Source organism: Oceanicaulis alexandrii DSM 11625, from assembly GCF_000420265.1.
Lineage (GTDB): Bacteria > Pseudomonadota > Alphaproteobacteria > Caulobacterales > Maricaulaceae > Oceanicaulis > Oceanicaulis alexandrii.
Window position 1 is genome coordinate 2257499 of record NZ_ATUP01000001.1, and the last position, 17536, is coordinate 2275034.

Sequence of the window (17536 nt, forward strand, 5' to 3'; positions counted from 1 at the left end):
CGCTGTCTGTCTTGGTCAGTTTCGGAACGCGTCTGAGCGAAAATCCGACGAAGGCATAAAAAGCACATTAAATACATATGCTTGTTGTGATCTTCGCGCAGCGCTCAGAGTTCAGGCTTTACCTTCTGACCGGGAAATTTCTGCCGCCTCATGGGTAAAAACACCCCGGCGGGCGAATGTTGGAGGCGCACATGGCGCTCAATTCTGTGATCGGCAACGCCCTGTCAGGGCTGCAGGCCTCTCAGCTCGGCTTGCGGACGGCGTCCAACAATGTCGCCAACGTCAACACGCCCGGCTATGCGCGGACAGAGCTCGCCATCACCTCACGCAATGTGGCCGGTCAGGGCATGGGCGTTCAGGTACGCGGCGTCGAGCGCATCACTGATGAGTATCTGCTTGCGGCCTCGGTGCGCGCCCAGTCTGATTACTCTGCGGCCATGGCGCGCAATGGCGCGCTGGACCGGTTGCAGGCCCAGTTCGGCGGCACGGATGACGAGACGTCGATCTTTGGCCGGTTGAACGCGGCGTTCAGCTCGCTCAGCGCGGCGGCGGCTGACAGTGCGGAAACCGTGTCTCGTCTCAGCGCAGCCTCTGAATTGCAGAGTTTCTTTGATGAAACCCAGCGTTTGTCTGTGGAGATGCGCACGCTGCGCAACGAAGCGGATACGCGGATCGGCGCCGGGGTCGGCCGGATCAACGAGATTCTCCAGGAGATGCAGGATCTCAACATTCAGGCGCAATCGCTGAACGCCAGCGCGTCCGACACCAGCGGCGCAGCCAACCGTCAGGTTGAATTGCTGGACGAATTGTCGAGCCTGATTGATGTGCGCACACAACGCCAGCCTGACGGGCGGGTCTTTGTCTCCACCGCCGACGGCGTCGCGCTGCTCGATAATTCGCGGCTCAATCTGGAATACACCCCGTCCGGCACGGGCAGTTACGGGCTGGATTATGGCGAGATCACCGCGGTGGTCTCCGCGTCCGGCGCGCGGGTCAGTCTGACCCATAACATCACCTCCGGTGAAATCCGCGGCCTGATTGATCTGCGCGATCAGGACCTGCCGCAGCTCGCGGCGGCCCTGGGCGAGTTCACTGCCGGGGCGGCGGACGCGATGAATGCGGCCCATAACGACGCCACAGCCTATCCGCCGCCCAACACGCTGACGGGCCGCGACACCAGCTTGGTGGGCGGGGATGTGTTGCAAGGCTCGGGCGCCGCGACGCTGGCGATCGTCAATAATGACGGCACGCTGGTGCAGCAGGTCGCCATTACGGTCACCGGCGCCGGGTTTACGGTGGACGGCAACGCTGCGAACTCGATCACGGATCTGGTCAATGAGCTGAATACGGCGCTGGGCGCCAACGGTACGGCGAGCTTCACCAATGGCCGGCTGAGCATTGACGCGACCAACGCCAATCACGGCGTGGCCACGGTGCAGGACGAGACCACGCCGTCCTCCATCGGCGGACGGGGCTTCGCGCATTTCTTCGGCCTTAACGACATCGTGGATTCAGATCGTCCCGCCTTTTTCGAGACGGGCCTGACCGCGACCAGCGCGCATGGCCTGGCGCCGGGCGGGGTGATGAGCTTCAAGGTGCTCGGCCCGAACGGCGCGCGCACGGCCGATATCGACGTGACGGTCGCCGGCGCGACCATCCAGGATCAGCTCAACGCCTTGAACGCGGCGGGAACGGGGCTGGGCGCCTACGGCTCATTCGGCATGGACGCCAATGGCGAGGTCAGTTTCACGCCCAGCGCCGGGTTTGAGCAGTATGAAGTGGTGGTCACTGGCGACACCAGCATTCGCACCGGCACGGGAAAATCCTTCACCACGATTTTCGGGGTGTCGGAAAATTCACGGATGAGCCGGTCTGAGGGCTTTGAAGTGCGGCCTGCGATCCGGTCGGATTCCATGCTGCTCGCCATGGCCAAGCTGGATGTGACGGGCGCGTCCGCGCCAGGGGATCTGGTGGTCAGCGCGGGCGATAATCGCGGCGGTCAGGAACTGGCCGCAGCCGGGCAGGTCAAGCGCACCTTTGATGATGCGGGCGATATGCGCGGGGGTCAGTCCACCTTGATCGAATATGGCTCGCGGGTTGCGGGCAAGGTCGGCTCGGTCGCCGCGTCCGCCCAGCGCCAGGAATCGGCCGCCGCCGCGGTCAAGGAAGCCGCCGACATTAAGCGGTCGGACGTAGAAGGGGTGAGCCTTGATGAAGAGCTCGCCCGGATGATCCAGTTCCAGCAATCGTACAACGCCGCGGCGCGCCTTCTGCAGGCCGCGCGCGAGATGTCAGACACATTGCTGCGTATCGTTTAGGTCGGGAAGGGAGCTTAGAATGAGAATTTCCACCCAAGCCGCATCCCAGGCGGCGCTCATGGATCTGATGCGCGCCCAGCGCGAAGCCTATGATGCGCGCGACCAGCTCGCCAGCGGCAAGAAGGCGCCGGACCTCAAGGGCTACGCCAACACCGCCGAGACGATCATCTCCGCGCGCGCCGCCCAGCAGCGCAGCGAATCCTTCGCGACCTCCAATAGCCGCATCATGAACCGGCTGGAGATCCAGGACCTCGCCTATCAGGAATTGTCTCAAGCCGCGACGGACCTGCGCACGGCGCTGACCACCAATGACGGCTCCTTCATGATGGACAAGGTGCAGGAGGTCTTTGATCAGGCGTCGGCGGCGCTCAACATGCGCTTCAACGGCTCTTACGTCTTCGGCGGCGTGCGCACGGACGCCTTGCCCTTCACTGCGGACACGATCGCAGACCTTCAGGCGGCGGCCCCGGACGTCTCGGCCATGTTTGACAACGCCCCGCGGCGCCAGACCACCATGATCGAAGAGACGATCACCATCGACATCAACTCGACCGCCTCGGAAGTCGGCACGGATCTGATGGCGTCCATCGAGCGGATCGCCGATTTCAACGCCGGGCCGGACGGTCCGTTTGATGGCCAGATCACCGAAAACCAGCAGGCGTTCCTGGAGACCGAGCTGGCCAACATCATCGCCGCCTTTGACACGATCAATGTGGCGATGGCGGAGAACGGCTCACGCCAGAAACAGGTGGAGAACGCCACCACCGGCCATGAAAAGCGGTCCGATTACCTCACCATCATGGTGGCGGGGATCGAGGATGCGGACATGGCCGAGGCCGCGACCCGCTTCCAGCAGGCGCAAACCGCCGTGCAGGTGTCCGCCCAGACCTTCTCCACGCTCAGCCAGATCAGCCTGCTGAATTATCTCTAGAGCCTTTTCAGCGAAAGTGGGGACCGGTTTCGCGGTTCGAAAACACGTCCAGCAAAGGCGCGCCCGGGTCTAGTCGCCCGCGCTCTGGCTGCCCATCTTGCGGCCCCGACGCTCGGCGGCGGCGACGGCGTTGCGGACAAGTCCGGGCAGCCCGCCCCCGTTCATCAGCGCATCGAGACCGGCCTGGGTGGCGCCGCCGGGACTGGTCACAGCCCGGCGCAGCTCGTCCGGTTCGCCCTGGCCCGCCTTCATCAACGCGCCGGCGCCGGCGACGGTCTGTTTGGCGAGAGTCAGGGCGAGCGCGCGCGGCAGGCCTTCCGCTTCCGCCGCTGCGGCCAGCGCCTCGGTAAACAAGAACACATAGGCGGGGCCGGAGCCCGAGACCGCCGTCACCGCATCCATCAGCCGCTCATCGGAAATCCACTCCACCAGCCCGGCGGGCTTGAGCAATCTCTCCACGCGTTTTTCATACAGCTTGGTGTCGGCGATCGGGTTGGCCACGCACACGGTCATCCCTTCGCCGATCGCGGCGGGCGTGTTGGGCATGGCGCGCACGATGGGACGGTCCGGCAAGGCTTTCGACAAGGTGCGCAAGGGCACGCCTGCGGCGATCGAAATCACCAGCGCGTCCAGCGGCAGGTCGTCATTGAGAGCGCTGAGCACTGGGCGCACCTGATCGGGCTTGATCGCCACCACCAGCGTGCCGAGCGTGCGCGCCAGCTCGGGCGTCAGGGCGTCCGCCTGCGCCACGCCGCGCGTCTCGATCAGCGCCTGGGCGCCGACGCCGGGCCGGGGGTCGATCAGAATAATGTCATCGGCGCTAATGCCGCCGCGCGCTTTGCGCAGCCAGCCCTGTGCCAGTGCAGACCCCATTCGGCCCGCGCCCAGCAGGCCGATCCGGCCCTCAATGTCTGACATAAGTGCGTTCGGGTCCTTTTAGGCCTCTCCGGCCGTGTCGAACATGGCGGCGGCCACGGCTTCGAGCGGAGTCTTACCGCTCCAGAGCAGATAGTGGAACGCCGGATACAGTCGTTCGCCCGCTTCTTTCGCCGCTTCGATCAGCGCGGCCCCTTGCGCGACGGAGACATTTTCCGCTTCCGGCAAGGTCAGCGCGTGGCGAAAGACGACCGAGCCGTCTTCATGCCAGATCTCGAAATGACCGATCCAGAGGCGCTCGTTCAGCCGCGCCACCAGCTCGCAGACATCCTTGTAGCGGCTGTCGGGCGCCTTCAGGTCGAGCGCGGAAAAGACGTGGATCACATCCAGATCGGGCCGATAGGCGAACCAGATCTGATGGTCACGCCAGGAGCCCGGCACCGCCATATGCAGTTCCAGATCGTCGCGCTCATAGGCGTATTGCGCCGTCAGGACGGCTTGTTCGATGCTTTCCAGCGGATCCATCGCAATGATGGTTTCCTGGGTGGTGAGATCCATGATGGTCCTCTAGCCCCTCGCTGCGCCTGGCGACTCAGTTCGCCGCCCATAAGGAACGGTATGCGCCCCGATCCCCGGGGTGCAAGCGCTCAGCGTTAGGGAAATTGTAAGTGGTTTATTCAGCGGATTTTTTTGCTGTGGAAGTCTTGGCGGCCGGTTTCGCCCGGCTCGGCTTTTTCGCCGATTGGGCTTCCAGGTCCGCCAGACGGGCCTCCAGCGATTGAAGCCGGGCGGCGCTGGCGTCCGCTTCGGCCCGCAGAGCCTCAAACTCGTCACGGCTGACAAGGTCCAGTTCGGACGCCATGCGCTCGGCCTGGGCGCGAAACACCGCGCGCGCTTCGTCGCCTGCAGCTTGCGCCGCGCTGAAAGCGTCGGTCATCAGATCGGCCAGATCTGCGAACATTGGGTTGCGGGACTGCATGACATCACCGTGTGCTCTGCTATGAAGACCCATATAGGCGTCTGTGGCCCCGCTAGGCAATGCGGCGCCGCGTTGTCTAACAGTTAACAATCGGGCTTTACGGCCGAATTATTTTTCTGGAGCCTTTCATGATAGGCGCATGCCCCGCCAGCTTCGACCTGATCGACCCGGTTCTGTTTTCGATACCGGAGATCGCCGGCCTCGGCCCGTTTCCCATCCGCTGGTATGCGATCGCCTATATCGCCGGGCTCTTCCTGGGTCTGTACTGGGTGTTGCGTCTGGTGTCCCAGGGGCGCCTCTGGGGGCTGACGCCCAAAACCCAGACCGCGCCATACAGCCGCGCCTTCGTGGACGATCTGGTGCTGTGGATCATGATCGGCATCATCGGCGGCGGACGGCTGGGCTATGTGCTCTTCTACAACACCTCGATGATCTGGGAGGAGCCGGTGCGCGTGGTCACCGGCATCACAGACGGCGGCATGAGCTTTCATGGCGGGCTTCTGGGCGTGACTCTGGCGATGGTGTTCACCGCGCGCGCTTACAAAGCGCCCTTGCTGCGGGTTTCGGACGCGGTGGCGGCGGCGACGCCTATCGGCTTGTTGTTCGGGCGTCTGGCCAATTTCATCAATGGCGAGCTGTGGGGGCGTCCGGCGCCGGACCTGCCCTGGGCCATGCGATTCTCCGCCGATCCCACCTGTCAGCTGCGCCACCCCAGCCAGCTGTATGAAGCGGCGCTTGAGGGCGTGGTGCTGTTCGTGATCCTGACGGTGCTGATCTACCGGTTCCGGGCGCTCAGCCGTCCGGGGCTTCTGACGGGCGCTTTCCTGGCGGGCTATGGCGTGTTCCGCGCCTTCGTCGAGGTGTTCCGGGAGCCTGACCGGCAAATGCCCGAAGCGCTGCAGGGCTATGTGACCATGGGCATGGTGCTGTGCATTCCCATGATCGCCGCGGGCGCCTATCTGGTCTGGCGGGCCCGCCGGAATCCGGCCGTGGGCGCGCGCAAAGCCTGAACCTATACGAGGACGCCTCTTTCATGAGCGATGATGACTTTCGCCCGGCGCAGATGATCAAAGAGCGCCTGCAGGACCGTTTGCGCAGCGAGGGCGCGCTGTCGGTTGCGGCCTATATGGCCGAGGCGCTGTTTCATCCCATGGCGGGGTTTTACGCCACGAAAGACCCGCTGGGCGCGGCGAACGACTTCATCACCGCGCCTGAGATCAGCCAGATGTTCGGCGAGCTTCTGGGCCTGTGGGCGGCGGAATGCTGGATGCAGATGGGCGCGCCGTCGCGCTTCGAGCTGATCGAGCTGGGTCCGGGCACAGGCCGGATGATGAGCGACATGCTGCGCGCGGGCCGCGCCGCGCCGGGCTTTCTGGATGCGGTGCATGTGACGCTGGTCGAAGCCTCGCCGGCCTTGAAAATGGTGCAGGGGCAGACGCTGGCGAACGCGCCGGTTCCGGTCCACTGGGCGAAGGATTTCGAGAAAACCCCGTCCGGCCCCGCGGTGGTGATCGGCAATGAGTTTCTGGACTGTCTGCCGATCCGCCAGGCGGTCCGGCATCAGGGCCAGTGGCGCGAGCGCGTGGTGACCCTGCACCCCGAAGATCAGGACCGCTTCGTCTTCGGTCTTGGCCCGATGCTGAGCGATTCGGATATCGGCTATATCGCCCCCGCCTTGCGCAAGTCCGAAGACGGCGCGCTGGTGGAGCTGCGTCCCGGCGATCAGCAGCAGATGGAGCAATTGGCCAATCGCTTCAAACGCGATCCCGGCTACGCCCTGTTTGTGGATTACGGCTCGGCAAAACCTGAAACCGGCGACACGCTGCAAGCGATCCGCGCCCATCAGAAAGTGGACCCGCTGGACGCGCCCGGCACGGCGGACCTGACGGCCTGGGTGGATTTTGACCGCTTGTTGCGTCTGGGGCTTGATGCGGGCCTTGCGGCGTTCGGGCCCATGACCCAGGGCGAGTTCCTGACCGAGCTGGGGATCGAGCAACGCGCGGCGGTGCTGTCGAAATCCGTGGATGAGGCGGGCCAGGCCCGGCTGAAGCGCCAGATGCACCGGCTGGTTTCGCCTGAGGATATGGGCGAGCTGTTCAAGCTGGCGGCGTTCAGCTCCGACGGTCTGCCGCCCGCGCCGGGGATCGCGCCGTTCAGCCGTTAGCTCTCAGACAGATGCGCCTCGATGATGCGGGCGATGACGCGCTCATATTCCTCAAGATCTGACGGTTTGACGAAATAGCCGTCAGCGCCTGCTGCGAGCGCGATGCGGATTTCATCTTTCAGATTGGAGGTGGACAGGCTGATGCACGGCACGCCCGTCATCTTCTGACAGGCCTTGACCAGCTTGATGAAGTCTGTGCCGGACATGCCGGGCAACCGGCTGTCCACCAGGCAAAAGTCGGGCTTGGCGGCGTCGCTGCGGATATAGTCCAGCGCATCTTCGGCCCGCTCAAAGACCTTGAAATCAGAAAAGCCGCGCGCCGTCAGGGCGTCGGTGATCAAGGTCGCGTCAATCAGGCTGTCTTCAATGATCAGGCTCGTCATCACTCAACTCCTTAATCACGGGAAAGGTCAGGATGAACCGCGCCCCGTCCTCATAGTCAGGATCGACCAGGATCGTACCATCATGAGCCTCCATGATCCGGGCGCAGAAAGCCAGCCCTACGCCCGACCCTGGCACATCGCTGCGATAGCGTTGCATCATCTTGAACACGCCTGTCCTTTGAGTCTCGGGAATCCCGGGGCCGTTATCGGCGAAGCGGATCACGAGCCCCTGTGCGCTGTCATGGCTGTCTACCGTCAGGATGACCTGCGGCGTGTCAGCGTATTTGACCGCGTTATCGATCAGATTGCGAAACAGGTGCGCCAGCAAGGTCTCGTCGCCTTGCACCAACGGCTCTCCCTCGATGCGCAGCGAGATCGGCGCCTCTGGGTAATAGTCGTGCAACAAGGCTTCCAGCATCGGTTTGATCGCGGTCGCGTTTGCTGCCGCCTTGGTTTCCACCAGATCGGAATAGCTCAGCAATGTGTCGATCAGCACCAGCATGTCGCGGGACTTGGACTTCACGTCCTTGAGATAGCCGACCGCTTTTTCGTTGGCTGTGTCATCCAGCTCACGCTGGGCGAGATCGGCCAGCAATGAGATTTGCCGCGCCGGCGCCTTGAGGTCATGAGACGCGCCGGCGGCGAAATCGCGCAGCGTGCCGTTGGAGCGTTCCAGCTCGGAAGTCCGTCGTTGCACCTGACGCTCCAGCGAGTTGGTCAATTGCTTGAGCTGGCGTTCGGCGCCTGTGCGTAGAAGCACTTCGTCTTGAAGGCTTTTATTGCTTTGCGCCAATTGCTCGCTGCTCGGCATGGCCAGCGCTTTGGGCAAGAGCGGCCAGAGCACGACAGCGGTCGCTACAGACACAATGGCGGTGGCGAGTTTCAGCCCGCCTTCAATGAAATAGGCCGGCGTCCAGACCGTGTAGATCGAGAATAAATGGGTGACGCCGCAGAGAATGATGAAAAGAATGAACAGATACGCGACCGGTCGGAACAGGATGTCGGGGCGCTTTACGGAGATCCACCAGATCACCACCGGTATGGACAGATAGGACAGACCGATCAGCACATCCGCCATGACATGCATGATCAGGATGTCCAGACGCCATAAATAGCACATGCCATGCGGCATGAATCCGTGGAGCGATTGCATGGGACCCCTGAAAGCTTTTGCAGAACATGATGATTTTGAGGTTAGCGCTCTTAAGACAATGTTCCAGTAAAAGGCGAGCTGTTCCCCCAAAAGGGGAAAATCGTCCGTTTACGTCATGTGAGCCTTGTCGGCAGACCGGGCGCCGCGCCGCTTTGCCAGCCGCGCTTATCCTGCTATGAGCGCGCCGCGGCTCAGAACACGGGAGAGGGCGGATCATGAAACTGATGTGCGGCAACGCCAACCGGCCATTGGCGAAGGCCATTGCAGATTATCTTGACGCCCCTCTGTCGGATGTTGAGATCGAACGCTTCGCCGACGGCGAGTTGTTCGTGCGCATTGACGAGAACATGCGCGGCCAGGATGTCTTCATCATCCAGCCGACCTCAGAGCCGGCCAATGACCATCTGATGGAGCTGTTGATCTGCATGGACGCGCTGGCGCGCGCCAGCGCCAACCGGATCACCGCCGTCATCCCGTATTTCGGCTATGCCCGGCAGGACCGCAAAACCGGCGGCCGCACCCCGATCACGGCCAAGCTGGTGGCCAATCTGGTCGCGGAAGCCGGCGCGCACCGGGTTCTGACCATTGATCTGCATGCGGGCCAGATCCAGGGCTTTTTCGATATTCCGACCGACAACCTGTTCGCCACACCGGTGATCGAAGATGACATCCGCAAGCATTACGATGTGGAAGACCTTCTGATCGTCTCGCCGGATGTGGGCGGGGTGGTGCGCGCACGCTCGCTGGCCGGGCGACTGGGCGCAGACATCGCCATTGTCGACAAACGCCGGCCGAAGGCGGGCGAGTCAGAAGTGATGAACATTATCGGCGATGTTGAAGGTCGCCGTTGCATCATCTTTGACGACATCATCGATTCGGGCGGCACGCTGTGCAACGCCGCGGCGGCATTGAAGGATCAAGGCGCCAAGGAAGTCTCCGCCTACATCACCCATGGCGTGTTGTCAGGCAAGGCGGTGGAGCGGATCTCCGGTTCGGTGCTGAAAGAGCTGGTGGTGACCGATTCCATTGATGTCACCGCCAAGGTCAAGGCGAGCAAGAATATCCGCTCGCTGTCCGTGGCGCCGCTTCTGGGCGAGGCGATCCGCCGGATCGCCAATGACGAGTCCGTCTCCAAACTGTTTGACTAGCCGTTTTCGCCTCGCGCCGCGGCGAAGAGTCAGCGGATCGCTTGCGCTCATCGCAAGCATCCGCTATACGCCGCGGCTCGAAAGTTCTTACTCAGTCACTGATGGCTGAACGAAGCGCGCGCCGCCAAAACCGGCGGCGCTTGCGTTTAAACCGATTTCGTATGGGACCGGATCATGAGCGATATTGTTCTCTCCGTCGAAGTGCGCGAGCGCACAGGTACTGGCGGCTCGCGTGAGACCCGCCGCAACGGCTATGTGCCGGGCGTTCTCTATGGCGGTGACAAAGGTCCCGTCGCGATCGCGCTGAAAAACAACGAAGTGGTCAAGGCGATCAATTCGGGCCACTTCCTGGCCTCGATGATCACCATCGATCACAAGGGTGAAAAGCAGACCGTGCTGACGCGCGACGTGCAATTCCACCCGGTGCGTGACGAGCCGGTTCACATCGACTTCCAGCGCGTTGACGAAACCACCGTCATCACCGTCGAAGTGGCTGTTCAGTACCACAATGAAGAAAAGTCTCCGGGCCTGAAGCGCGGCGGCATTCTCAACGTGGTGCGTCACGCGATTGAAGTGAACGTGCCGGCGGGCTCGATCCCTGATCAGATCGACGTGGATCTGTCTGGTTATGACATCGGCGACTCCATTCACATCTCCGCAGTGACCCTGCCGGAAGGCGTGAAGCCGGCGATCACCGATCGTGACTTCACCATCGCCACCATCCAGAACTCGCGCGCTGCTCGTGACAGCGACGAGGCCGAGGCTGAAGGCGACGAAGCCGAGACCGAGGCCGAGGGCGGCGAGGAGTAATCCTCTTCCCTTCGCCGGAAACGGACTTAAAAGGCGGCTGGCGGACTTCGGGTCCCGGCCGCCTTTTTCATTTGTGGAGCGCGCCATGCATTTGATCGTGGGCCTGGGTAATCCGGGCGGCCAGTACGCCGGCAACCGTCACAATGTCGGTTTCATGGCGCTGGACGCCATCGCCGAGGACTGGCGGCTGGGGCCGTGGAAGAAACGCTTCCAGGGCCAGACCGCCGAAGGGATGGTGGAGACCGCCAAAGGCCCGCGCAAAGTGCTCCTGCTCAAGCCTGAGACCTATTACAACGAAGCGGGGCGCGCGGTGGCCGAGGCGGCGCGGTTCTACAAGATCGAGCCTGAGAACATCCTTGTCTTCCATGACGAGCTGGATCTGGCGCCGGGCAAGTTCCGCCTCAAGACGGGCGGCGGCCATGCCGGCAATAACGGTTTGCGGTCCACCAAGGCGCATATCCAGGGCGATTTCAAACGCGGGCGCATCGGCATCGGCCATCCCGGCGACAAGAATCAGGTCACCAACTGGGTGCTGGGTAATTTCTCCAAGGCGGAGGCTGAATGGCTCGGGCCCTTGCTGGACGCCATAGCGCGCGCCTTTCCACTGATCGTGGAAGATAATGACGACGCCTTTCAGACCAAGGTGACCCACCTCGCGCCGGCGCCCTGAATGAACAGACGTTCACATTTCCGCCTGCTTGCGGGCGGGAATACGCCGTCAAATCCACTCCAGAATATCATTGTTTCGGCCATCTGCGGCCACATGCGCCCATCAATCTCGATCCTGCCAGACGACGGGGCGACCCTCAGACGCCGCGTCAGAGTCTGGCTTTAGAGCAAGGAGAGAGACTGATGAAACGCCAAGTTCTGATTTCGACGATCGCCGCCGCCGCGTTCGCGGGGACCGCCTTCGCCCAAGCCCCGATGTTTGACACAATTGATGTGGATGGCGACGGCCTGGTCACCCTGTCGGAAGCGCAAGCGGTCGCGCCCGAGCTGACCGAAGACGAGTTCGCAGCGTTTGACGTGAACGCCGATGGCGGTCTGGATGAAGGCGAGTTTGAAGCCTGGGCCGCGACCGTCCCGGCTGAAGACCACGGCGACCACCAGTAAACGCCACGCTTCACACCCTCGCACGTCCCCCAGCGTGCACGGCCAGGGCCGGTTGCGACAGCAACCGGCCCTGTGTCTTTGCGGTCTTGTGGTCGGGCAGATGAACGCTCTGACAGGCTTGCGGCGAAGCGGCCTTAATGACGCCCCGAGCTTTCCTTGTTGCAGCCCTTATGGCGTCACACCACGCGCAGAGAGTGACTGTGCTCCTCCCCGAGCGCCCGCCGCAAGGCGGATGAACCTTCCCATCTGGCCGGCTGCCTTCGTGCAGCCGGTCATTTTTTTGTCGGTGGGCCTAGAGGGGAAGGCTGGGGGGATTCAGAAGCAGAAGGATGGCGATATAGCCAACATAGGCCAAACTCATGGCCACGCCGGACATGCGCCCGATCGGACGGCGCAGGACTGCGTAAGCAAGGACCGCCAGGGCTGCGGCCGCCATGATCCAGAAGTCAAACTGGAGAAACTCCGCCTCAACGGGGGCGGGCGCGCCTGTGGCGACGCTGGCCGCGACGCCGGTTATGCCGCCCACGGCGCAAATATTGAAGATGTTGGAGCCCACGACATTGCCGATCGCCATGCCGCCCTGTTTGCGCATGGCGGCGACAAAGGCGGTGGCCAGCTCCGGCAATGAGGTGCCGAAGGCGAGAATTGTCAGGCCGATCACGGCGTCAGACACATTGAACAGCTCGGCGATCCCGACGCCGCCATCCACGATCAGCTTCGCGCCGACGGGCAGCATGACGAGGCCGCCCAACAAGAACAGCGCCACCATCGGGGCCTTGCTGGGCAGACCTTCCATCTGATCAATGTCGGTCAGCTCGGCGATCATGGGGTCATCGCGATGGGTTTTCGCCGTCAGGGCCAGAAAACCGATATAGCTGACAATGCCGACGGAGAGGATCACGCCATCTGTCAGCCCCAGTCCGCCATCCCAGCACAAGGCGATGAACAGCCCGGTAAAGGCGAGCGCGATCAGCGCATTACGGCGAATCCCGGTGGAGGTCGAAGCGATAGGCGCGATGATCGCAGGCAGACCCAGCACCAGCAGGACATTGGCGATGTTGGAGCCGACGATATTGCCGATGGCGAGGCCCGGCGCGCCTTCCACGGCTGCGGCGGCGCTGACCATCATTTCAGGCGCGCTGGTGCCAAAGGCGACAATGGTCAGACCCACCAGCAGCGGCGGCACGCCCATCTTGCTGGCGAGCGCAGTCGCGCCGCGCACCAGGATGTCGCCGCCCGTCAAAAGGACGACGATGCCGCCAAGCACCATCAGGCTGAACAGAAGGATATCAGGCATGGATATGTCCGGCGCGCGGCGGGGTCGCCCCGCCAGACGCCTTAATCCAGGCGCTTGTTGTCGATCAGGTTCAGGATCGCGAAGATGCCGAAAGCGAGGCCAAGGGCGACAAGAGCTGCCATGAAACCGGTCCTTCTGATGAGTCGGGTTTGCGCGATGCGCAGGTTCACCCGCGCATATAGCGCGCCTCAGCGATGAGAGGAAGAGTCCGCGCTTGAAGTTCACCAGTCATTGACACCGCTCAGCCATGATACGCTTGTAAATTATGCAACCCGGGCGGAGAGTTCGTTCATGTCGAACGACACCACATCAGATTTCAAGAGCCGCCGTCTTCTGGAAGCCATCTCCGAGGTCCAGGCGATTTACATAGGCGGCGATGAGGACGCGCACGCCTTTTTCCAGCGCTTGCTGGATATTCTGCTCGACATCACGGATTCCGAGTACGGTTTCGTCGGCGAGGTTGTGGGGTCAGGCGACGGGGTGAATCCCTGGCTGCGCACCTGGGCCATGACCGATATCAGCTGGGATGACGCTTCGCGTGCGCGTTATGGTCCGTCCGGCGTCATGGAGTTCAGCAATACCGATTTGTTGTTCGCTTCGGTGTTGAAAAACCGCAAGGCCGTCATCGCCAACGCCGGTCCGGATGACACGCTGGATGTGCGCCTCCCGCACGGTCACCCGCCCATGAGCGCCTTTCTGGGCTTGCCGATGATGAGCGGCGACGAATTGCTGGGGGTTGCGGGCGTCGCGAACCGCGCCGGCGGATATGAGGCGGACTTTCCAGACTTCCTCAAGCCGCTGACCAACACCATGGGCGCGTTCATCAAGGCGCGCCGGTCCGAGGACGCGGCGCGGCGCGCTCAGTCGCAACTGGCGCATTCGGAATCGCGCTACGCTCTGGCGATCCGGGGAACGGGCGCGGGGATATGGGAATGGAATGCGGAAGACCAGACTCAGTACTGGTCCCCGCGATTGAAGGAAATCCTTGGCTTTCCCGCTCATTACACGCCGCCGACTTCAAGACTCGGGGCGGATTTTGTGCACCCTGACGACCTGCTGCGATACCAGTCGACGATCAAGCGCCACATGCTCAGCGGCGAGCCCTTTCAGCTGCGTATCCGGCTGAAACGGGCGGACGGCGCCTGGGTCGCTGTGGACTGTCATGGCCAGGCGGAACAAGGCGAAGACGGCGCCGTCCGGCGCATGGTCGGCACCATGGTGGATGTCAGCGCCCTGGCGGATGCAGAGTCGAATGCGCTGAAAGCGCGTTTGACGGCCGAGGTTGCGATCGGAAGCGCGAATATGGGCCGGTGGTGGTATTCGGTGGATGACGAGATGCTCAATCTGGATGCGCGTTTCGCAGCCTTGCTGGGGCGTCCCGAGCTGGAGGGCCGGTCTTTTCCGATCTCCGAGATGTTGTCGCTGACCATCCCTGAAGACCGCGACAAGGTTATGTCCGCCATCTCTGAAGCGCTTGATTCCAGGGACGGCCGTTTGAGCTTGTCGCATCGCATCGTCCGGGCGGACGGGGACGTCATCTGGTTGCAGGTGGACGGCGCGACCATCCGGCGCGATGAGCAAGGGCGCGCCCGGGAGCTGACGGGGATCGCCGCTGACCACACCCCGCTGCGCAAAGCGGAAGAGGATGCCAATGAGTTGCGCCGCCTCTATGAACTGGCCATAGCGGGCTCGGACCAGGCGGTGTTCGACATCGACTTCGAGGTGGATCGCGTGTTCGCGTCACCCGGCTATTACGAGATGTTGCGCCATCCCCAGCCGACATCCGTGAGGCGCATAACGGACTTGCTGGAAGCGGTGCACCCGGATGATTTGCCGGCGGTCCAGCGCATCATGCGTGAGCCGGACCTCAACGGAGGCGAGACCGGACCGCACAAGCAACACCTGATCTTTCGCCTGCGCCGGTCAGATGGCGGTTACCTCTGGATTGAAGGCGCCGGAGAGGTCATCTGCGACCCTGAGGGGCGGCCTTTGCGGATGTCCGGCACGTTGCGCGACATCACAGAACGGCGGCGCATTGAACAGGAAGCGCGTCAGGCGGGCCTTCGGGCGCAAATGGCGTTGCGGGTCGCGGGATTGGGCGTGTGGGAGCTGGACGCCACCCAGGCCAAGGTCCGCGTCGATGAGACGCTTGCAGGCATTCTGGGCGCACCCTGGCTGGCGGAAGGGCAAAGGGACCCAGAAGAGCTGTTTGATCTGGCGCATCCGGACGATGTGGCTGAAGCCCAGAACAGGTTTGAAGCGCTGTTGAACGGTCATGCGGATCAGCTGGTCATGGAACACAGGGTTATCACGCCGTCAGGCGCGGTGGTCTGGATCAAGGCGCATATTCGCGTCACGGATCGGGACGAAGCTGGAGCGCCTTTGAGCATAGTGGGCATCGTCGAGGATCTGTCTCAGCAAAAAGCGGCCGAAGATGCCTTGAGGAATGCGCTGGCTCGCGCAGAGGCTGCGAGCGACGCCAAATCCCTGTTCCTCGCCAATATGAGTCATGAAATCAGGACCCCGCTCAACGGCGTTATGGGCATTGCGCAATTGCTGGCCCTGACCGAGCTGAATGACCGTCAGAAAGAGTTCGTGCAGACGATCCGCTCTTCTGGCAGGGCGCTATTGTCGATCATCGAGGATATTCTGGACCTCTCAAAGATCGAGGCGGGCAAGTTGAGCCTGGTTAAACGGCCCAGCCGACCGTCCGATGTCATTGCGGAGACGTGTCAGGCGCACAGCCCTGAAGCAGCCCGCAAGGGGCTGGATCTGACGGTGACTTTGCAATCCGAGCTGTCGCGCATTGCGATGATTGACGCCAACCGGTTGCGGCAGGTGATCAGCAATCTTCTCAGCAACGCCGTGAAATTCACCGATGCCGGTTCCGTTGGCGTGGAGGCGATGCTGCTGGATGATGATTTGTTGCGAGTGGTAGTACGCGATACGGGGCCGGGGCTGAGCGAGTCGGTGCAGCAGCGAGTCTTTGGCCGGTTCGAACAAGCCGACATGTCCCATAGTCGCAGCCATGAGGGGTCGGGTCTGGGGCTTGCCATAGCACGTGAGCTTGTGACCCTGATGGGCGGCCGGATCGGAGTCAGCTCCCGTGTGGGAGAGGGGGCCTGTTTCTGGTTCGAGATTCCAGCGCCGCTCGCCAACGTTGACGATGCTCCGGTCGAAACCACAGCGCCGGCCGCTTCACTGGGTTTGATGACGGACGCCGGGGATATGCGCGTTCTGGTGGTGGACGATCAGCCCGTCAATCTGGACGTGACGGCGGAAATGGTGCGGCAAGGGGGCTGCCAACCCGTTATTGCGGCCAGCGGGCGTGAGGCGCTCGATCTGTTGCAATCCGAACGGTTTGACGCCGTGCTGATGGATCTGCACATGCCGGGTATGGGCGGAGAAGAGGCCATTCGGCGCATTCGCGCCGGAGAGGCGGGGGCGGCCGAGGTGCCGGTGTATGTGGTCAGCGCGGACGCCACCACGGAGACCCGCACCCGTGTCAACGCCCTGGATGTAGACGGATATTTCACAAAACCCGTTGAGATGCGGGCGCTGGTCGAGGCGCTGAATGGGCTGAAGGGGCGTCCGGCATCAGAGGTTCCAGACCCCGCTGTGTCTTCGTCCTGAACTTGAGAGGCGATCATATCATCCTATATATTGGTCTCCACAGACTGCAAGGGAGACAATATGGCCACCCGAATTGAAAAGAACGAAGCGCGCCAAGCTGTGCGCAAAGGCTGGCAGGAAAAAGTTCTTTATGCATCCTTGGCGGGGGCTGCTCTTGTCCTGGCTCTTGTCGCAATCATTTTCATCAGCTGATTCTTTACTAAAATTTCCAGCCTGGTTTTTTTGACGTTCTGATGATGTGGCGAAGCTCGATTCGCCTGTTCCGACGCGAATTCGAGCTTTCCCCTTGCCCCCGTGGCGTGTGTGGCGTTTCTTATCGTCCGCGGGGGGATAAGCGATGACACTATTTTACAGGGTGATCCGACAGAGCGGTCGAGCGTGCGCCTGGGCTCTGGCGTCAGCGTGTCTGATGCTCGCATGCAACGCAGCTCAGGCGCAGATGACGGGGCCGGAAGGGCGGGTCTATGACGTTCGGACGGAGCAGGAGCGCTATACGGCGAGGTTTCAACCCGGCGGCGCATATCTTGACGACAGGCCGCGAACGGGGCGTTGGCAGTTTGACGGGCGCACCTTGTGCATGCTGATCGCCGCGGCGGGTCCGCAAGCGCCCGAGTATGAAGTGTGTACGCCCTGGCGCGACCTTGAGATCGGTGAAAGCTATGAAAGCCGATACTGGACGGCGCAGGGCGGACCGGCCCACATCACTCGCATTCAATAGAGCCGGCGTCGCT

At 62.5% G+C, this 17536-nt stretch carries 18 protein-coding genes; 11 read left to right on the forward strand and 7 right to left on the reverse strand.

The features are described 5' to 3' along the window. The first annotated feature begins 191 nt into the window (after window positions 1–191). Both flgK and G405_RS0110760 read left to right on the forward strand, forming a co-directional pair. Complete coding sequence (gene flgK / locus G405_RS0110755; protein WP_028284736.1) at window positions 192–2318, forward strand: flagellar hook-associated protein FlgK; 2127 nt, start codon at window positions 192–194, stop codon at window positions 2316–2318. Window positions 2319–2337: 19 nt separating this feature from the next. Continuing rightward, the gene (locus G405_RS0110760; protein WP_084683465.1) at window positions 2338–3249 is read left to right on the forward strand and encodes a flagellin; all 912 of its coding nucleotides are present in this window, start codon (window positions 2338–2340) and stop codon (window positions 3247–3249) included. A gap of 69 nt (window positions 3250–3318) precedes the next feature. On the opposite strand, the gene proC is transcribed toward G405_RS0110760, so the two are convergent. The 3 genes from proC to G405_RS0110775 all read right to left on the reverse strand — a co-directional run bounded on the left by proC (window position 3319) and on the right by G405_RS0110775 (window position 5104). Beyond that, on the reverse strand, window positions 3319–4167 hold the full coding sequence (gene proC / locus G405_RS0110765; RefSeq protein WP_022701530.1) for a pyrroline-5-carboxylate reductase: 849 nt from the start codon (window positions 4165–4167) through the stop codon (window positions 3319–3321). Between the two features lie 18 nt (window positions 4168–4185). Further along, on the reverse strand, window positions 4186–4683 hold the full coding sequence (locus tag G405_RS0110770; protein ID WP_022701531.1) for a type III secretion system chaperone family protein: 498 nt from the start codon (window positions 4681–4683) through the stop codon (window positions 4186–4188). Between the two features lie 115 nt (window positions 4684–4798). Beyond that, a complete protein-coding gene (locus G405_RS0110775; protein WP_022701532.1) occupies window positions 4799–5104 on the reverse strand; it encodes an accessory factor UbiK family protein in 306 nt (101 codons plus the stop codon). Window positions 5105–5232: 128 nt separating this feature from the next. Here G405_RS0110775 and lgt point away from each other — a divergent pair, with 128 nt between their 5' ends. Together lgt and G405_RS0110785 are read left to right on the forward strand one after the other, a co-directional pair. Then, a complete protein-coding gene (gene lgt / locus G405_RS0110780; protein ID WP_022701533.1) occupies window positions 5233–6114 on the forward strand; it encodes a prolipoprotein diacylglyceryl transferase in 882 nt (293 codons plus the stop codon). Between the two features lie 23 nt (window positions 6115–6137). After that, complete coding sequence (locus tag G405_RS0110785) at window positions 6138–7268, forward strand: class I SAM-dependent methyltransferase (RefSeq protein ID WP_022701534.1); 1131 nt, start codon at window positions 6138–6140, stop codon at window positions 7266–7268. On the opposite strand, the gene G405_RS0110790 is transcribed toward G405_RS0110785, so the two are convergent. After that, the gene (locus G405_RS0110790; protein WP_022701535.1) at window positions 7265–7651 is read right to left on the reverse strand and encodes a response regulator; all 387 of its coding nucleotides are present in this window, start codon (window positions 7649–7651) and stop codon (window positions 7265–7267) included. The genes G405_RS0110785 and G405_RS0110790 overlap by 4 nt on opposite strands. Then, window positions 7632–8804 (reverse strand): sensor histidine kinase, encoded by a 1173-nt coding sequence (locus G405_RS16610; RefSeq protein ID WP_022701536.1) that lies wholly within the window; start codon window positions 8802–8804, stop codon window positions 7632–7634. Before G405_RS16610 ends, G405_RS0110790 begins: the two co-directional genes overlap by 20 nt. Window positions 8805–9019: 215 nt before the next feature. Here G405_RS16610 and G405_RS0110800 point away from each other — a divergent pair, with 215 nt between their 5' ends. From G405_RS0110800 to G405_RS0110815, 4 genes are all read left to right on the forward strand, one after another. After that, window positions 9020–9952: a ribose-phosphate pyrophosphokinase gene (locus G405_RS0110800; RefSeq protein WP_022701537.1), complete on the forward strand. Its 933-nt coding sequence runs from the start codon at window positions 9020–9022 to the stop codon at window positions 9950–9952. A 174-nt stretch (window positions 9953–10126) separates the two neighbouring features. Further along, complete coding sequence (locus G405_RS0110805) at window positions 10127–10762, forward strand: 50S ribosomal protein L25/general stress protein Ctc (RefSeq protein WP_022701538.1); 636 nt, start codon at window positions 10127–10129, stop codon at window positions 10760–10762. A gap of 85 nt (window positions 10763–10847) precedes the next feature. Then, window positions 10848–11432: an aminoacyl-tRNA hydrolase gene (gene pth, locus G405_RS0110810; RefSeq protein WP_022701539.1), complete on the forward strand. Its 585-nt coding sequence runs from the start codon at window positions 10848–10850 to the stop codon at window positions 11430–11432. A 182-nt stretch (window positions 11433–11614) separates the two neighbouring features. Beyond that, entirely contained in the window at window positions 11615–11875 is a 261-nt protein-coding gene (locus G405_RS0110815; protein ID WP_022701540.1) for an EF-hand domain-containing protein, read from the forward strand. A 292-nt stretch (window positions 11876–12167) separates the two neighbouring features. Here G405_RS0110815 and G405_RS0110820 read toward each other — a convergent pair whose 3' ends face one another. Next, the gene (locus G405_RS0110820) at window positions 12168–13172 is read right to left on the reverse strand and encodes a calcium/sodium antiporter (protein ID WP_022701541.1); all 1005 of its coding nucleotides are present in this window, start codon (window positions 13170–13172) and stop codon (window positions 12168–12170) included. A gap of 41 nt (window positions 13173–13213) precedes the next feature. Next, window positions 13214–13342: a hypothetical protein gene (locus tag G405_RS17250; RefSeq protein WP_267878755.1), complete on the reverse strand. Its 129-nt coding sequence runs from the start codon at window positions 13340–13342 to the stop codon at window positions 13214–13216. Between the two features lie 121 nt (window positions 13343–13463). On the opposite strand from G405_RS17250, the gene G405_RS0110830 reads away from it, so the two are divergent. The 3 genes from G405_RS0110830 to G405_RS0110840 all read left to right on the forward strand — a co-directional run bounded on the left by G405_RS0110830 (window position 13464) and on the right by G405_RS0110840 (window position 17523). Beyond that, window positions 13464–16805, forward strand: coding sequence for a PAS domain-containing protein (locus G405_RS0110830; RefSeq protein WP_022701542.1), 3342 nt, complete (start codon window positions 13464–13466; stop codon window positions 16803–16805). Between the two features lie 60 nt (window positions 16806–16865). Beyond that, window positions 16866–16997 carry a hypothetical protein gene (locus G405_RS17255; protein WP_022701543.1) on the forward strand — a complete coding sequence of 44 codons (132 nt, stop codon included), beginning with the start codon at window positions 16866–16868 and terminating at the stop codon, window positions 16995–16997. 217 nt (window positions 16998–17214) lie between these two features. Then, complete coding sequence (locus G405_RS0110840; RefSeq protein ID WP_028284737.1) at window positions 17215–17523, forward strand: hypothetical protein; 309 nt, start codon at window positions 17215–17217, stop codon at window positions 17521–17523. Window positions 17524–17536: the final 13 nt, after the last annotated feature.

Coding starts and splice junctions, on each gene's coding strand:
- flgK (WP_028284736.1), top strand. CDS start 192: ATGGCGCTCAATTCTGTGATCGGCAACGCCCTGTCAGGGCTGCAGGCC.
- G405_RS0110760 (WP_084683465.1), top strand. CDS start 2,338: ATGAGAATTTCCACCCAAGCCGCATCCCAGGCGGCGCTCATGGATCTG.
- proC (WP_022701530.1), bottom strand. CDS start 4,167: ATGTCAGACATTGAGGGCCGGATCGGCCTGCTGGGCGCGGGCCGAATG.
- G405_RS0110770 (WP_022701531.1), bottom strand. CDS start 4,683: ATGGATCTCACCACCCAGGAAACCATCATTGCGATGGATCCGCTGGAA.
- G405_RS0110775 (WP_022701532.1), bottom strand. CDS start 5,104: ATGCAGTCCCGCAACCCAATGTTCGCAGATCTGGCCGATCTGATGACC.
- lgt (WP_022701533.1), top strand. CDS start 5,233: ATGATAGGCGCATGCCCCGCCAGCTTCGACCTGATCGACCCGGTTCTG.
- G405_RS0110785 (WP_022701534.1), top strand. CDS start 6,138: ATGAGCGATGATGACTTTCGCCCGGCGCAGATGATCAAAGAGCGCCTG.
- G405_RS0110790 (WP_022701535.1), bottom strand. CDS start 7,651: ATGACGAGCCTGATCATTGAAGACAGCCTGATTGACGCGACCTTGATC.
- G405_RS16610 (WP_022701536.1), bottom strand. CDS start 8,804: ATGCAATCGCTCCACGGATTCATGCCGCATGGCATGTGCTATTTATGG.
- G405_RS0110800 (WP_022701537.1), top strand. CDS start 9,020: ATGAAACTGATGTGCGGCAACGCCAACCGGCCATTGGCGAAGGCCATT.
- G405_RS0110805 (WP_022701538.1), top strand. CDS start 10,127: ATGAGCGATATTGTTCTCTCCGTCGAAGTGCGCGAGCGCACAGGTACT.
- pth (WP_022701539.1), top strand. CDS start 10,848: ATGCATTTGATCGTGGGCCTGGGTAATCCGGGCGGCCAGTACGCCGGC.
- G405_RS0110815 (WP_022701540.1), top strand. CDS start 11,615: ATGAAACGCCAAGTTCTGATTTCGACGATCGCCGCCGCCGCGTTCGCG.
- G405_RS0110820 (WP_022701541.1), bottom strand. CDS start 13,172: ATGCCTGATATCCTTCTGTTCAGCCTGATGGTGCTTGGCGGCATCGTC.
- G405_RS0110830 (WP_022701542.1), top strand. CDS start 13,464: ATGTCGAACGACACCACATCAGATTTCAAGAGCCGCCGTCTTCTGGAA.
- G405_RS17255 (WP_022701543.1), top strand. CDS start 16,866: ATGGCCACCCGAATTGAAAAGAACGAAGCGCGCCAAGCTGTGCGCAAA.
- G405_RS0110840 (WP_028284737.1), top strand. CDS start 17,215: ATGCTCGCATGCAACGCAGCTCAGGCGCAGATGACGGGGCCGGAAGGG.